A 13,963-nucleotide genomic window follows, 5' to 3' on the forward strand; every position below is an offset into this window, starting at 1 on the left:
CCATGCCTGTTTATCAGCTTCCGGAAGAACCGGTTTTTCCACGGCCAGAGCTGGCCGAACCGGATGGGCTGCTGGCTGTTGGCGGCGATTTGTCTCCCCAACGGCTGCTCAATGCTTATGCTTCGGGGATTTTTCCCTGGTATAACGAAGACAGTCCCATCCTGTGGTGGTCGCCCGATCCGCGTCTGGTACTTTTTCCTGAAGAATTTAAACGGCACAAAAATTTACGGCGACTGGTACAGCGTGGAAAATTCAATGTAACCATTAACCACGATTTTCAAAGTGTCATCAAAGCCTGTAGCCGGGTAAAACGCAAAAACCAAACCGACACATGGATCACCCCGGAAATGCAACAGGCTTATATTCGTTTGCATGAACTGGGGTTTGCCCTTTCTGTGGAATGCTATCTTGATGAAAAACTGGCTGGAGGATTATATGGTGTTGTTTTAGGAAAAGTGTTTTTTGGCGAATCGATGTTTCATACGGTAACCGATGCTTCCAAAGTAGCTCTTTGGCATCTGGTGGATTTTTTACTCAAAAACCATTTTAAAGTCATTGATGTTCAACAGGATACCCCACACCTGCGTAGTCTGGGAGCCCGGTTAATCCCGAGAAAAGAATTTCTGAATCTGCTCAAAGAAAATATTCGATAACCGGAACTAACGAAATGCATTGATTCTTTTTATTTTCCCAATCAAGCTGTCAGCCAACACCTGCTGTTCGTGGCGTCCGGGATGTCCGGGTGTATTTTTGTACGGAACAAACAGCGTGTACACCTTTTTGTCGTGCATTTGTTGTACGGCTTTTTTCACATAACCCGGCCACGGCGATCCTTTTCGTGTAATATCCATATTACCCAGCATACAGATGATTTTAGCCCGGGGATAAGCCTTCCGTATTTTCAGCACAAAATTTTTATATGCCTGAATGATGGTTTCCGGCGAAGGCGGACGGGTACCAAACTTCTTTTTAAATTCAGGAAAAGAGGGACGGTTTACCAGCCACGAATCGTTTTGGAGCAGGTTAATAACAACCACATCGGGCGTGTACTTTTTAAAATCCCAACGGCTTAAAGAATCAACCGGGTTAAGCCGGTTGTATAATTGTGGCATGGTAAGCGGAAACCAGCTGATTAAAATCCCGATACCACTTTTACAAATACAACGATAATCGGCATGAAAATAACGGGCCGTAATCGCCGCATAACTGTCGTAATTGTTGGTAAAAATGCTGTCAGGATGGCTGTGTGACGGATCATCGTCCACCGCATAACCGGCAGTAATGGAATTGCCGTAAAATTCCAGTTTCAAATGCTTTTTTTGTAGCAGGTTGATGACCTGCAAGTTGCCCTGCAGCACAAAACCATAAAACAAAGTGTATCCTTTGTCCCATTCCGTCCGTTTAAAAAGCTGAACGGAATGGGTTCCTCCGTCAAAACTTGCCAGCAGATAACGCTGTTTCAGCGTATCAGGGTGAAGCACCCGGATAGAGTCACGATCGAGAATAACGTCATAGTAATTTTTTCCGTTTTCATCTTTTAAAACAGCAAAAACCTTTCCCCTGCCTTTTACAACAATTTTTGCAGACGATCCCGGCCAAAAAAACACAACATTTCGGGCTGTTGTTTTTATCCGTCCTTCGTATTGGATATGCTGGTCGGCCGACGAGACAAAAGTCTCCCGCACACATCCGGTGATAAAGAAACTAACGGTTGCAACAAACAGAAAAACAGCAGAAAAAGATTTCATTGCTTTAAAAAAGCTTTTCCAATTAAAAATTTACCACAATCCGGTGTACCTCATCTTTAAAATGGTATTGGATTGACCAATGATAATGCTCAATGATTTTTTTCACGATCGCCAGTCCGATGCCCATAAATCCCTGGTCAGAAGCACGCGAAAACTGTTCAAACAACTCTTCGGTAGGCATTCCCGGATCCTGTCCTGAATTTTCAATGACAAATTTCTTTTCGGTAAGCCAAATACGGACAAAGCCATTTTCGACATTGTGTTTCACGGCATTTTTCACCAGGTTACGCACCAAAATATCGGCCAAATCTTTATCCATGACTACTTTCGGGCTGCCATCAAAATGGACTTCCGGTTTTACCCGGCGCGAATCCATCAAGGGCTGAAAGTCATCTACCTGTTTTTGGATCAATGCCTTGAAATCAATGGCTGTTTTATCGACAAACTGGTTCTTTTCAATTCGGGCAATCAGGCCCAGACTGCGAACAATGCCGGAAAGACGAATCACAGCCGAATAAATGGACCCGGCCAGTTCATATTGCTTTTCATTTAACGACTCCTGAAAAAGCAGCTCTGTTTTATTTTTTATCACCGAGAGCGGGGTTTGCACTTCGTGCGATAAGTTTCCCGTAAATTCTTTTACGGCCTCATAATCGCGAATAATCTTCTCCGTCATTCGTTCCAGCTCGCGGTTCAGCTGATTAAACTCAATAATCTCAGACGTCTGGAACGTTTCACTATGTGGATTATCCAGCCGGAAACTCTGCATAATATGCAACGTATCAAAGAAATCGGCCCACACCTTCCCAAAAATATACCGGTTTAAAAAATACGCCAATATCAAAAAGAGAATCAGCATCAGCGTAATGATCAAGGCGATTTTCTCGATAAGATAATTGGAAGTGATCAACGATTTATAAATCCGGATGCGGTAGTAATTTTTCCCGCTTTTCACTACTGTGCTCAGCTGACGATAAGGCATATAAGCCTTGATATTTTTGTTATACAACACGGTGTCCTGCAACCGGTAAGTGGTGGGAGCCGGTTTTTTCACTTTTTCGATATCAATGGGTTCTGTAGCAATAAAAGCTACGTTTTGCAAAGAATCAAGCTGACGGATGTTATCGAAAAGATAATGGATCCGGCTGTATAAATCCGCATCCACTTCGCGCTCTACCAGGTTTTGCATAATTTTATAGAGCCCTACCCCGCCGGCAAAAAACACCACCAGCGACACGGTGACAAAATAGAGCGTTGTTTTGGTGAGCAGTTTCATTCTTTTTCAAATTTGTATCCCACGCCGTAGATGGTTTTAATATAATCGGCTGCTCCTTTTTCTCTTAACTTCTTTCGCAGGTTTTTTATCTGGGCATAAACAAAATCAAACGAATACGAAAAATCTGAATCGTCTCCCCAAAGCTGGCCTGCCAGACTTTCTTTGGCAATTACCCGGCCGGCATTGGAAACAAAAAACAACAACAATTCAAATTCTTTTTTTGTAAGCTCCAAAGGCTGTCCCTTAACCAATACCTGAAAGCTGTCCGGAAAAATTTCCAGTTCTTCGTAAGTAATGGAATTATTTCCCTGAAACCGGATTCGGCGTAAAAGCGACTTGATCCGGGCATTCAGCTCAGCCAGATTGAACGGCTTGACCAAATAATCATCGGCACCAAATTCCAGCGCTTTCACCCGGTCGTTGATGGCATCACGCGCCGTAATCACAATGATCCCGCTCCGCAATTTCAGCTGTTTGGCTCGCCGTATCAGGTCCAGACCACTGCCATCAGGCAAATTAATATCAATCAGAAGGCAATCATAATCAAACGATTCCATCCGGTCAGCCGCTTCCGTAAAGTCAAAAGCCTGCTCACAAATATAACCTTCAGGCGAAAGATAAGCCAAGATAGAATCCTGAATCTCCGGATCGTCTTCAATGATTAACAGTTTCATAGAAGGCAAAGGTAAGATTTTATAAAAATATGTGGGAATAAAAATGGCTTGCCTTATTCCTATAGCAACTTCGTGATGTCCTTGGTATACTTTGGTGATGGAAAGAGTTATTCGCCACTGGTTTTTGGGAAATTTGGTAGACGCAGAATGAAAAATGCAGAAGATGAATGGGATAGTTGTCAATTGTTTAGTGTTTGAAATTTACTCTGTGGCCGCGGCAGGAGGCGCAGCAGCAGCCTTGCGAAGGCAAAGCCGATGTGTAGCCCGCCTGACCGCAACAGTCGGGCAGGCAGGCCGGCTGACAGCGACCAGAGGAAGCTCGTGAGCCGGCGTAGCGCAACACGGCTTTTGCTGAGGAAGCTATCGCGTAGCATCCGGCAGTCCGCCCAAACCTTTATTTCACTTAATAATCTGGTTAAAAAGCGTGGATTTTCTTAATTTAGCAGTCAAAATCGTTAAAAACATTTACCATGGAAAAGAAAAAATTTGCCGTAGTGCTGTCGGGATGTGGCGTGTACGATGGCGCCGAAATACACGAAGCCACCATGACCATGTTATCCATTATTGAAGAAGGTGGTGTTTATCAGTGCTTTGCTCCCGATATTCCCCAGTATCATGTCATCAATCACCTGACCGGTGAAGAAATGGATGAAAGCCGCAATGTTTTAATTGAATCGGCACGTATTGCCCGTGGCGACATTAAGCCGTTAAGTGAATTTAAAGCCGAAGATTATGATGCTTTGATCTTTCCGGGTGGTTTCGGAGCAGCCAAAAACCTGAGTACCGTCGCTTTTGACGGCCCCAATGCCAAAGTAAATCCGGAAGTGGAAGATGCCATCAAACAAATGCTGGCGGTTCATAAACCCATTGGCGCTTTGTGTATTTCTCCGGCTGTTGTGGCCCGCGTGATACAAGGCGTGGAAGTAACCATCGGAAATGATCCGGGAACTGCCGAAGCCATTGAAAAAATGGGCAGTAAGCATGTGGTGACCACCCACGGACAAGTGGTTCACGACCACAAATACAATGTTTTTACCACACCGTGTTATATGCTCGATGCCACCATCATGGACATTAAAGAAGATGCGTCGGTGGTTGTAAAAGAGATGATGAAAGAACTGGGAAGTTAGGAGATGGAAGTTGGAAGTGGGAAGTCAGAAGTTGGAAGCAGGAAGTCGGAAGTCGGAAGTGAGAAGTTAGACGGAAAATAAAATGATGGCAAATATCACACAATTATTGGGGATTAAATATCCCATTGTTCAGGGAGGAATGATTTGGTGCAGTGGCTGGGAACTGGCGGCTGCCGTTAGCAATGCCGGAGGGCTCGGGCTCATCGGCGCCGGTTCCATGCACCCCGAAACGCTGGAAGAGCACATCCGGAAATGCAAACAAGCCACGGATAAACCCTTTGGGGTAAATGTTCCGCTGCTCTACCCCCAAACTGACGAAATCATGGAACTCATTATCCGGGAGGGCGTGAAAATTGTCTTCACTTCTGCAGGAAATCCCAAAAAATACACCGCTTTTCTGAAAGAAAACGGGATTACTGTGGTACACGTGGTCGCCAATCTGAAATTTGCACAAAAGGCGCAGGATGCCGGTGTGGATGCCATTGTGGCCGAAGGTTTCGAAGCCGGCGGCCACAACGGATTTGAAGAAACCACCACACTGGTTTTATTGCAAACGTTACTTCCTGTGATGCACATTCCGGTGATTGCTGCAGGAGGAATCGGCAGTGGTGCTGCCCTATATGCGGTAATGGCCCTGGGGGCTGCCGGAGTACAAATCGGGAGTCTTTTTGCCGCTTCGGCAGAATCATCGGCCCACCCGTCTTTCAAACAAAAGATTATTGAAGCCGGCGATGGCGAAACTTATCTGACCCTTAAACAGCTGGTTCCGGTACGCCTTTTACGCAATCCTTTTTTTGAAAAAATCAGACAGGCCGAATTATCCGGGGCTTCCAAAGAAGAATTGGCGGCATTGCTCGGAAAAGGCCGCGCTAAAAAAGGAATGTTTGAAGGCGATACCGACGAAGGAGAACTGGAAATCGGCCAGGTTGCCGGTATCATTTCTTCGGTTAAACCGGTAAAAGACATCATGCAGGAATTGGTTTCCGGTTTTAACGAAACCGCCCGAAAAGCCAACAAGCTGCATCTATAATTGCGCTGCAACCCCGTTACAAATTTAGAATCAGTTCAAAACAATAATTCCTTAAATTTGTTAGCAGACAATTATAGTTTTTATAAAAAATACAATCATGAATTTTGAATTTACCGAAGAGCAGTTGATGATCCGTCAGGCTGCCAGAGATTTCGCCCAACGCGAACTTCTCCCCGATGTTTTGGAAAGAGATGAAAATGCAAGATTTCCCGCTGACCATGTAAAGAAACTGGCCGAACTGGGATTTCTCGGAATGATGGTCCCGCCGGAATATGATGGCGGCGGAATGGACAGCATTTCGTATGTACTGGCGATGGAAGAAATTGCCAAGGTAGATGCTTCTGTTGCCGTAATTATGTCGGTAAACAATTCGCTGGTTTGTTACGGACTGAATCGTTTTTGCAACGAAGAACAAAAACAAAAATATTTGAAACCGCTGGCCCGCGGCGAAATTTTGGGTGCTTTCCTGTTGTCAGAACCCGAAGCCGGTTCTGATGCTACCCATCAGTACACCTCCGCCGAGGACAAAGGGGATTATTATTTGCTGAACGGAACCAAAAACTGGATTACCAACGGCGGTTCAGCTTCTACTTACATCGTGATGGCCCAAACCCATCCCGAAAAAAGATCACACGGGATCAATGCTTTTATTGTCCCCAAAGATACACCCGGAATTACGGTAGGACCTCATGAAAATAAAATGGGAATGCGCAGTTCCGACACGCATTCGGTAATGTTTCAGGATGTAAAAGTTCCGAAAGAAAATCGTATCGGAGAAGATGGTTTTGGTTTTAAATTTGCCATGATGGTGCTTGAAGCCGGCCGTATCGGTATTGCTTCCCAGGCATTAGGCATTGCTTCCGGAGCTTTTGAAAGAGCCGTGGCTTATGCCAAAGAGCGGAAAGCTTTCGGCACCGAAATTATCAATCACCAGTCGCTGGCTTTTAAATTGAGCGACATGGCTGTAAAAATCGAAAATGCCCGTAATCTCTGCCTGAAAGCTGCCTGGTTGAAAGATCAGCACAAACCCATCACGGTAGCCAGTGCCATGGCCAAACAATATGCTGCTGACATTGCCATGGAAGTAACCACCGAAGCGGTACAAATCCACGGCGGATACGGTTATGTAAAAGAATATCATGTAGAGCGGTTGATGCGTGAAGCCAAACTGACTCAAATTTATGAAGGGACTTCTGAGATTCAGAAAATTATTATTTCCAGAAGCCTGATGAAAGGATAATCTTTTTGCTTTTATAAAACACAAGAGCCGGGACAATCAACGTTCCGGTTTTTTTATGTCCGGGAACTTTCCTTTGGATGGAAGGATGTGAGGATTTTTGATGTGGAACGATGAATGGGAATTGATCATTGGTCATTAGTTGATTAGTTGATTTTGAGTAGTTTATGCGTTCCGCGTTTGGGGTTTAGGGCTTGAGATTTTTTGTAATTTGGTTTTTTGTTTTTTGGGATTTCTCACTTTAGGCACTTCAAACTTTAGGCACTTGAAATACTTAAAAGGCGTCTCTTTTCAAGTCGGACAGGACTTGAAAAGTGGAGATATAGGCGCAGACGAAACCGGAAAAATTATCGTCCGAACGGACATTCAAACGATGAAAGGCATTAACATTTTTCTTGTGATTTGTTTTTTTGCTTTTTGGAACTTTGTTTGTCATTTGTTTTTTTGTTATTTGTGATTTCCCACTTTAGGCACTTTAAACTTTAGCCATTAGTTATTGGTTGATTTTCAATATTTTATCCATATCTTCATTGTCATTCTGAACGGAGCAATAGCGAAGTGAAGAATCTCAAAAATAATCACGGTAGTTAAAAGAGATGTTTCACTGCGTTCAACATGACAAAAGAAGTTGATTTTTTTGGAATTTGTCTTTTTGTCTTTTTGAAATTTCCCACTTTAGGCACTTCAAACTTTAGGCATTTGAAGTATTTGAAGTACTTAAAGTTGTAGAATACACATCTCGTTTATAACTAATCCCGAAGGGATTAAACATCAATAACCCTGTACGAAGTGCAGGGAAATAAACCCATCAGAGAATCATAACCCCAAAGGGGTTGAACACCGGCCTCTGAATAAATTCAGCGTCAATGGTAGTAAGTCGTCCCTCCGGGACTCCAATTCACCGCATCTCATCCGTGTTTGATGTTTTGTACTTGAGATATTTTGTCTTTTGCTTTTGGGATTTCTAACCTGCTCATTGGGAAGGATGAACGATAAGTGAGAATTGGTCATTAGTTGACGGGTCATTAGCCACTGGTTATTGGTTGATTTTTAGCGATTTAACAGTGTTTTCTATCATCCTGAGCGAGCGGAGCGCAGTGAAGGATCTAAAAATAATCACAGCTGTTAAAAGAGATTCTTCGCTACGCTCAGAAGGACAAAAGAAGTTGATTTCTGGAATTTGTTTTTTTTTGTTTTTTGTGATCTTTTTGCGATTTGTCTTTTTGTTTTTTAGGATTTTGTTTGTCATTTGGTTTTTTGTCTTTTGTGATTTTGCACGCATATCCTTCAACCGGAAAACTGCGGGTAACCAATCCCGAAAGGGTTAAATAAAACAATCAAAACCCCCAAACCAATCCATAAAAAAAACCGGCAGAAAAAATCCCGCCGGTTTTTCAAAAGATTGATTAAAAAGATTTATTTATTGGCCTTCAACTCTTTCACTGCTTCAATCAATTGCGGAATCACTTTAAAAGCATCCCCAACGATACCGTAATCCGCGGCTTCGAAAATCGGAGCTTCCGGATCTTTATTAACGGCCACAATGTATTTCGATGAGCTGATACCGCCCAAATGCTGAATAGCACCGGAAATACCAAAAGCCATATACAGATTCGGAGCAATAATTTTACCCGTCTGACCCACATGTTCTTCATGTGAACGCCAGCCTTCATCAGAAACCGGACGCGAGCAAGCCATTCCGGCACCCAGCAGTTCGCCCAATTCTTCCAATCCGCCCCAGTTTTCCGGACCTTTCATTCCACGGCCACCGGAAACCACAATTTCGGCATCGGTCAACAATACTTTACCCGTAATTTTATGGGTATCCAGCACCTTGGTACTGAACTCATCATCACCAATTTGCGGATCAAATACTTCAATGGTTACTTCCGTCGGATTTTCCACCACTTCATAAGAATTCTGGGCAAAAGTAATCACTTTTACATCGGTATTGATTTGCACGTTGGCAAATGCTTTACCGGTAAATACTTTTTTGCGTACCACGAAAGGATCCACGCTCACCGGAAGACCGGTAACACCCGAAACCAGTCCGGCATTCAGTTTAACCGCTACCCGCGGAGCAATGGCTTTACCTTCGTTATTATGTGCAAAGATGATTACTTTGGCACCTTCTTTTTCAGCTGCTTTAGCCACAGCATCGGCCAGTGCTTTATTGTCCAGCGACTCAAAACGGTCGTCCTGTACATTCAAAACCTTGTTGGCACCATATTGTCCTAAAGTTTTCAATTCGTCGTCGGCTACATGACCAATCGACAGGGCCGTTACGCTGCTACCCATTTCTTTGGCAATGGCAGCGGCAAACGAAACAATTTCGTGGGTAAGTTTTTTAAATTTACCGGCCCAGTTTTCTGTATATACTAATACTGACATTTTTCTGATTTTTAAAAGGTTAAAACTATGGAATTACAATACTTTGGCTTCCTCGTGTAAGAGTCTGATAAGCTCTTTGGCATTGTCTTCATCCACCATTTTACAGGCCGCTTTCGGAGCCGGCAATTCGTACGACAGAAACTCAATTCTGGGTTCTGCTTCAACAGGTTCCACCACTTTCAGTGGTTTTTTCCGGGCCATCATAATGCCACGCATAGCCGGAATTCTCGGGTCAATGGCAATTCCTTTCTGAACAATCACTACCAACGGTGTAGGAACACTCAACACCTGAGAGCCACCGTCAATATCCCGATGAATTTTCAATTCACCATTTTCAATATCCACACCCGAAACAGCAGATACTGAATTAATTCCCAGTATTTCAGCCAGCATACCGCCGACACTGGCACCGTTATAATCCGAAGCTTCAATACCGGCCATAATCAAATCATAATCTTTTGCCACTTCGGCCAGTTGTTTGGCCACAAAGTAAGCATCCAGGGGTTCAGCATCAATGCGAATAGCATCATCAGCCCCCACGGCTAACGCTTTACGCAAAGTCGGTTCAGTGATTTTAGTTCCCACGTTGGCCACCGAAATCTTTTCTACGCCACCCGCTTCTTTCAGCTCCATGGCACGGGTCAGGGCCAGTTCGTCCCAAGGATTGATAATCCATTGTACACCGGTCGTGTCAAAGGCCTTATTATCCCCGGTAAACCTGATCTTCGTCGTCGTATCAGGCACATTACTAATCAATACCAGAATTTTCATGATATAAATTTTTTAGTTATCCGTATTATTTTGCACAAATATCAGAAAAATTTTTGAAAATATTACGCATGCAAACTATTTTTTAAGAAAAAATAAGAATTTTTATTCATTATAGATTACACTAACAGTCCATTAGCGGCTTGCACGAATCTTTCAAAGACAAACTTGTCCGAATTTTTATAAGGGCGGGCAAACGCACAAGCTTTCACGGGCCATTCGCTATAGTCCTCGCCCGGCAGTACGTTCAGCTAATGCTTCCGGGCGCTTCCCTGTCGCGCCGTCCGCATAAGCTTCACCCGTCCTGCCGTGCTGCGGGCTGCCGCTACTGTCCCTGCCGCAAAGAAAAGCAATGGATTAATCCGATTCGGAAACGATACCTTATCTCTCACCTAAATACTTCAAGCTTTGGATACTTTAAATTCTGACCATTCAGAAATAATAAACATTAAACAACAAGTGGAAACAAACCGTTTATCGTTTGAGATTTGTTTTTTTGCTTTTTGGGATTTCAAACATCGGTCACTACTCACTAGTCATTGGAAAGGAAGGGCGAACGATTGATTTTCAGTATTTTACTCATATTTTCGCTATCATCCTGAACGGAGCACAGCGCAGTGAAGGATCTCAAAAACAATCACGGGAGTTAAAAAAGATGTTTCACTGCGTTCAGCAAGACAAACTAGTTGATTTTTTTGTTTTTTGTAATTTTCTACTTTTAGGCACTTCAAACTTTAGGCACTTGAAGTACTTAAAAGGCGTCTCTTTTCAAGTCGGACAGGACTTGAAAAGTGGAGATATAGGCGCAGACGAAACCGGGAAAATCATCGTCCGAGCGGACATTCAAACGATGAAGGAGGCCGTTAAGCGAGATGCTTCGCGTTGCTCAGCAAGACAAACCGGTTGGCTTTTGGTATTTTGCGTTTGGGGCTTGGGATTTTTTTGTGATTTGCCTTTTTGTTTTTTGTGATTTCCCACTTTAGGCACTTCAAACTTTAAGTACTTCAAACTTTAAGACTTCTCACTTCATTTACCCTTTTCCTTTGAGCTTATCCAATATCCGGCGTTCTTTTTTAGTAGGCCGGCCGGCACCACGTTCCCGTCTTTCGTAATTCAACTGGCGGATCATTTGCAGCTTTTCAAGCTCTTCTGGCGAGGTCAGGTCTTCCATTAAGTCAGGAACCAATGAGGCAGAAACCCGGTTTTTCACCGCTTTTTTCACCCGGATCATTTTCACAATTCCTTGCTGATGTACTTCAATCTGATCGCCTTCGGCTACTTCACGCGAGGGTTTTACATTTACCCCTGCCATTTTCACTTTTCCGCCTTTGCAGGCTTCCGCAGCCTGTGTCCGGGTTTTATACAACCGGACTGCCCACAACCATTTATCTATGCGCACCCCGCCCATAAACCTATTTTTGTCTGAAAAACAACTGAATCGGAACGCCAGTAAAATCAAAATGCTGCCGGATCTTGTTTTCCAGGAATCGTTTATACGGATCTTTTACTTCATCGGGTAAATTGCAGAAAAATACAAACTGAGGCGTTTGCGTTTTAAGCTGCATCACGTACTTGATTCGCACATAACGACCACGCGAAACCATGGGATGCGGATTTTCTTCAATAATCGGCAACAACAAATCATTCAGCTTCGAAGTCGAAATTCGCTTACTTCGTTTTTGAAACACCTCTTCAGCATAATTCAATGCTTTAAAAACCCGCTGTTTATCTTTTACCGAAACAAACACGATAGGAACATCATTAAACGGCGCAATCCGTTGCCGAATGGCTTTTTCATATTCCAAATGGGTATTGTTGTCTTTTTCTACCAAATCCCACTTGTTCACCACAATCACAATACCTTTCCGGTTTTTCTCTGCCAAATGAAAAATATTCACATCCTGCTTCTCTATTCCCTGCGAAGCATCAATCATCACCAAACAAACATCGGCATTCTCAATGGCTCGAATGGTCCGGAGTGTCGAGTAAAACTCAATATTTTCGTAAACTTTCCCCTTTTTTCGCAATCCGGCCGTATCCACCAGCATAAAGTCATGCCCAAAACCTTTAAACGGTGTATAAACGGTATCGCGGGTGGTACCGGCAATCGGAGTAACAATATTTCGGGTGTCACCAATCAGGGTATTGATCAGTGACGACTTTCCCACATTAGGGCGACCAATCACTGCAATACGCGGAACATCCGGGGTTTCCGGCTCCGGTTCCGGATTCCGGAACTCTTTTACCATTTCATCCAGCAAATCTCCGGTTCCGCTTCCGTTGACAGAAGAAATCGGGTACACTTCTCCCAATCCTAAAGCATAAAAATCGGCCGCAGCATGTGACAAAGCCGGAGTATCTACTTTATTGGCCGCAATAAAAACTTTCTTGGACGAACGGCGTAACAATTCGGCCACATCTTCATCCAGCGGATGAATCCCCTCACGGGCATCCACCACAAAAATAATGACATCGGCTTCGTCTATGGCAAATAATACCTGTTTTCGAATTTCCTCTTCAAAAATGTCATCCGATCCCTGAACAAAGCCGCCGGTATCAATTACCGAAAACTCTTTTCCGTTCCAATCACTTTTTCCATAGATACGGTCGCGTGTTACACCACTCACCGACTCTACAATAGCCGTTTTAGAACCTGTTAATCTGTTAAATAACGTGGATTTCCCCACATTTGGGCGGCCGACAATGGCAACAATGTTATTCATTCCTTATTTTTTTGCAAAAGTAACGGTTTTAGCCGTATCAATACTCATAACCAAACCGGCTGAGCTGTTTATCATTATTTCGCCAGTCTTTATTCACTTTTACAGACAAACGAAGAAAAATTTTCTTCTCAAAAAACGCTTCCATTTCTATCCGGGCCATTGTACCCGTTTTTTTAATGGCTTTCCCCTGATGACCTAGAATAATGGCTTTCTGCGATTCGCGTTCCACAAAAATATACGCATCAATTTTTATCAGGTTCTCACTCTCTTTAAATGAGTCAATGGCCACCTCCACCGAATACGGAATTTCTTTTTTGTAATTCAGAAATATCTTCTCCCGGATCATCTCCGAAGCAAAAAAGCGCTCTGTTCTCGTGGTCAGTTCATCTTTCGGGTAATAAGGCGGACTTTCCGGAAGCTTTTCCAGTATCGTATCAAAAACTTTGGAAACATTAAACTTATGCAACGCCGAAACCGGAATAACTTCCGCTGCAGGCAAACGGTCTTTCCACTCAGCGGCATACTGCTCTACCGTTGCCTGATCCGACAAATCAATTTTATTAATAAGGACAATAACCGGCACATTCGATTGCTTGATCTTGCTCAAAACGGTTTCTTCTTCAAACCTTAATCCGGGTTCGGTCATCAACAAAATAATATCTGCATCGATCAAAGCCGTTTCGATGTATTTGTTCATGTACTCATGCATCTTGTAAGCCGGCTGACGCACAATTCCGGGAGTATCAGAATAAACAATCTGAAAATCTTCTCCGTTAACAATCCCCATGATACGGTGCCGGGTAGTTTGTGCCTTTGAAGTAATAATCGACAATTTTTCACCCACCATGGTATTCATCAAAGTTGATTTTCCCACGTTAGGATATCCTATAATATTGACAAAGCCTGCTTTATGTGCCATAAAAATTTTTAAAAAAAATTTGCGTGACAAAGAAACAAAATATATCTTTGCACTCCCATTTGAAAAC

General features: G+C 43.4%; 14 protein-coding genes. 5 read left to right on the top strand and 9 right to left on the bottom strand.

Annotated elements, in window-relative coordinates; translation table 11 throughout:
- Positions 1–2 precede the first annotated feature (2 nt).
- The gene (aat, locus tag LA303_RS11155) at positions 3–653 is read left to right on the top strand and encodes a leucyl/phenylalanyl-tRNA--protein transferase (RefSeq protein WP_240525472.1); all 651 of its coding nucleotides are present in this window, start codon (positions 3–5) and stop codon (positions 651–653) included.
- Between the two features lie 6 nt (positions 654–659).
- Here the strand turns inward: aat and LA303_RS11160 are convergent, their stop codons facing one another.
- Genes LA303_RS11160 through LA303_RS11170 form a run of 3 tightly spaced genes read right to left on the bottom strand, consistent with a single transcriptional unit; the run spans position 660 to position 3,698 of the window.
- Positions 660–1,748: an SGNH/GDSL hydrolase family protein gene (locus tag LA303_RS11160; protein WP_240525473.1), complete on the bottom strand. Its 1,089-nt coding sequence runs from the start codon at positions 1,746–1,748 to the stop codon at positions 660–662.
- A gap of 22 nt (positions 1,749–1,770) precedes the next feature.
- Positions 1,771–3,024 (bottom strand): sensor histidine kinase, encoded by a 1,254-nt coding sequence (locus LA303_RS11165; RefSeq protein WP_240525474.1) that lies wholly within the window; start codon positions 3,022–3,024, stop codon positions 1,771–1,773.
- Positions 3,021–3,698, bottom strand: coding sequence for a response regulator transcription factor (locus LA303_RS11170; protein ID WP_240525475.1), 678 nt, complete (start codon positions 3,696–3,698; stop codon positions 3,021–3,023). The genes LA303_RS11165 and LA303_RS11170 overlap by 4 nt, the downstream gene beginning before the upstream one ends.
- A 470-nt stretch (positions 3,699–4,168) precedes the next feature.
- Between LA303_RS11170 and elbB the strand changes: the two genes are divergently transcribed.
- The 3 genes from elbB to LA303_RS11185 all read left to right on the top strand — a co-directional run bounded on the left by elbB (position 4,169) and on the right by LA303_RS11185 (position 7,098).
- A complete protein-coding gene (gene elbB, locus LA303_RS11175; protein WP_240525476.1) occupies positions 4,169–4,828 on the top strand; it encodes an isoprenoid biosynthesis glyoxalase ElbB in 660 nt (219 codons plus the stop codon).
- An 85-nt stretch (positions 4,829–4,913) separates the two neighbouring features.
- A complete protein-coding gene (locus LA303_RS11180; RefSeq protein ID WP_394371587.1) occupies positions 4,914–5,858 on the top strand; it encodes an NAD(P)H-dependent flavin oxidoreductase in 945 nt (314 codons plus the stop codon).
- 97 nt (positions 5,859–5,955) lie between these two features.
- Entirely contained in the window at positions 5,956–7,098 is a 1,143-nt protein-coding gene (locus tag LA303_RS11185; RefSeq protein WP_240525478.1) for an acyl-CoA dehydrogenase, read from the top strand.
- Between the two features lie 1,033 nt (positions 7,099–8,131).
- Here the strand turns inward: LA303_RS11185 and LA303_RS11190 are convergent.
- The 3 genes from LA303_RS11190 to LA303_RS11200 all read right to left on the bottom strand — a co-directional run bounded on the left by LA303_RS11190 (position 8,132) and on the right by LA303_RS11200 (position 10,257).
- Positions 8,132–8,344, bottom strand: coding sequence for a hypothetical protein (locus tag LA303_RS11190; protein WP_240525479.1), 213 nt, complete (start codon positions 8,342–8,344; stop codon positions 8,132–8,134).
- Between the two features lie 167 nt (positions 8,345–8,511).
- Positions 8,512–9,486, bottom strand: a complete 975-nt coding sequence (locus tag LA303_RS11195; RefSeq protein ID WP_240525480.1) for an electron transfer flavoprotein subunit alpha/FixB family protein — start codon at positions 9,484–9,486, stop codon at positions 8,512–8,514.
- A 33-nt stretch (positions 9,487–9,519) separates the two neighbouring features.
- Entirely contained in the window at positions 9,520–10,257 is a 738-nt protein-coding gene (locus tag LA303_RS11200; RefSeq protein WP_240525481.1) for an electron transfer flavoprotein subunit beta/FixA family protein, read from the bottom strand.
- A gap of 478 nt (positions 10,258–10,735) precedes the next feature.
- Between LA303_RS11200 and LA303_RS11205 the strand changes: the two genes are divergently transcribed.
- On the top strand, positions 10,736–11,224 hold the full coding sequence (locus LA303_RS11205; RefSeq protein WP_240525482.1) for a hypothetical protein: 489 nt from the start codon (positions 10,736–10,738) through the stop codon (positions 11,222–11,224).
- A 60-nt stretch (positions 11,225–11,284) separates the two neighbouring features.
- Here the strand turns inward: LA303_RS11205 and LA303_RS11210 are convergent, their stop codons facing one another.
- From LA303_RS11210 to era, 3 genes are read right to left on the bottom strand one after another with little or no spacing between them, the layout of a single operon-like run.
- Positions 11,285–11,662 (bottom strand): RNA-binding S4 domain-containing protein, encoded by a 378-nt coding sequence (locus LA303_RS11210; RefSeq protein ID WP_240525483.1) that lies wholly within the window; start codon positions 11,660–11,662, stop codon positions 11,285–11,287.
- Between the two features lie 4 nt (positions 11,663–11,666).
- Positions 11,667–12,977, bottom strand: a complete 1,311-nt coding sequence (gene der, locus LA303_RS11215) for a ribosome biogenesis GTPase Der (protein WP_240525484.1) — start codon at positions 12,975–12,977, stop codon at positions 11,667–11,669.
- Positions 12,978–13,014: 37 nt separating this feature from the next.
- A complete protein-coding gene (gene era / locus LA303_RS11220; protein ID WP_240525485.1) occupies positions 13,015–13,896 on the bottom strand; it encodes a GTPase Era in 882 nt (293 codons plus the stop codon).
- Positions 13,897–13,963 lie beyond the last annotated feature (67 nt).

It is taken from the genome of Candidatus Sulfidibacterium hydrothermale, from assembly GCF_020149915.1.
Lineage (GTDB): Bacteria > Bacteroidota > Bacteroidia > Bacteroidales > F082 > Sulfidibacterium > Sulfidibacterium hydrothermale.

Coding starts and splice junctions, on each gene's coding strand:
- aat (WP_240525472.1), top strand. CDS start 3: ATGCCTGTTTATCAGCTTCCGGAAGAACCGGTTTTTCCACGGCCAGAG.
- LA303_RS11160 (WP_240525473.1), bottom strand. CDS start 1,748: ATGAAATCTTTTTCTGCTGTTTTTCTGTTTGTTGCAACCGTTAGTTTC.
- LA303_RS11165 (WP_240525474.1), bottom strand. CDS start 3,024: ATGAAACTGCTCACCAAAACAACGCTCTATTTTGTCACCGTGTCGCTG.
- LA303_RS11170 (WP_240525475.1), bottom strand. CDS start 3,698: ATGAAACTGTTAATCATTGAAGACGATCCGGAGATTCAGGATTCTATC.
- elbB (WP_240525476.1), top strand. CDS start 4,169: ATGGAAAAGAAAAAATTTGCCGTAGTGCTGTCGGGATGTGGCGTGTAC.
- LA303_RS11180 (WP_394371587.1), top strand. CDS start 4,914: ATGGCAAATATCACACAATTATTGGGGATTAAATATCCCATTGTTCAG.
- LA303_RS11185 (WP_240525478.1), top strand. CDS start 5,956: ATGAATTTTGAATTTACCGAAGAGCAGTTGATGATCCGTCAGGCTGCC.
- LA303_RS11190 (WP_240525479.1), bottom strand. CDS start 8,344: ATGACAAACAAAATCCTAAAAAACAAAAAGACAAATCGCAAAAAGATC.
- LA303_RS11195 (WP_240525480.1), bottom strand. CDS start 9,486: ATGTCAGTATTAGTATATACAGAAAACTGGGCCGGTAAATTTAAAAAA.
- LA303_RS11200 (WP_240525481.1), bottom strand. CDS start 10,257: ATGAAAATTCTGGTATTGATTAGTAATGTGCCTGATACGACGACGAAG.
- LA303_RS11210 (WP_240525483.1), bottom strand. CDS start 11,662: ATGGGCGGGGTGCGCATAGATAAATGGTTGTGGGCAGTCCGGTTGTAT.
- der (WP_240525484.1), bottom strand. CDS start 12,977: ATGAATAACATTGTTGCCATTGTCGGCCGCCCAAATGTGGGGAAATCC.
- era (WP_240525485.1), bottom strand. CDS start 13,896: ATGGCACATAAAGCAGGCTTTGTCAATATTATAGGATATCCTAACGTG.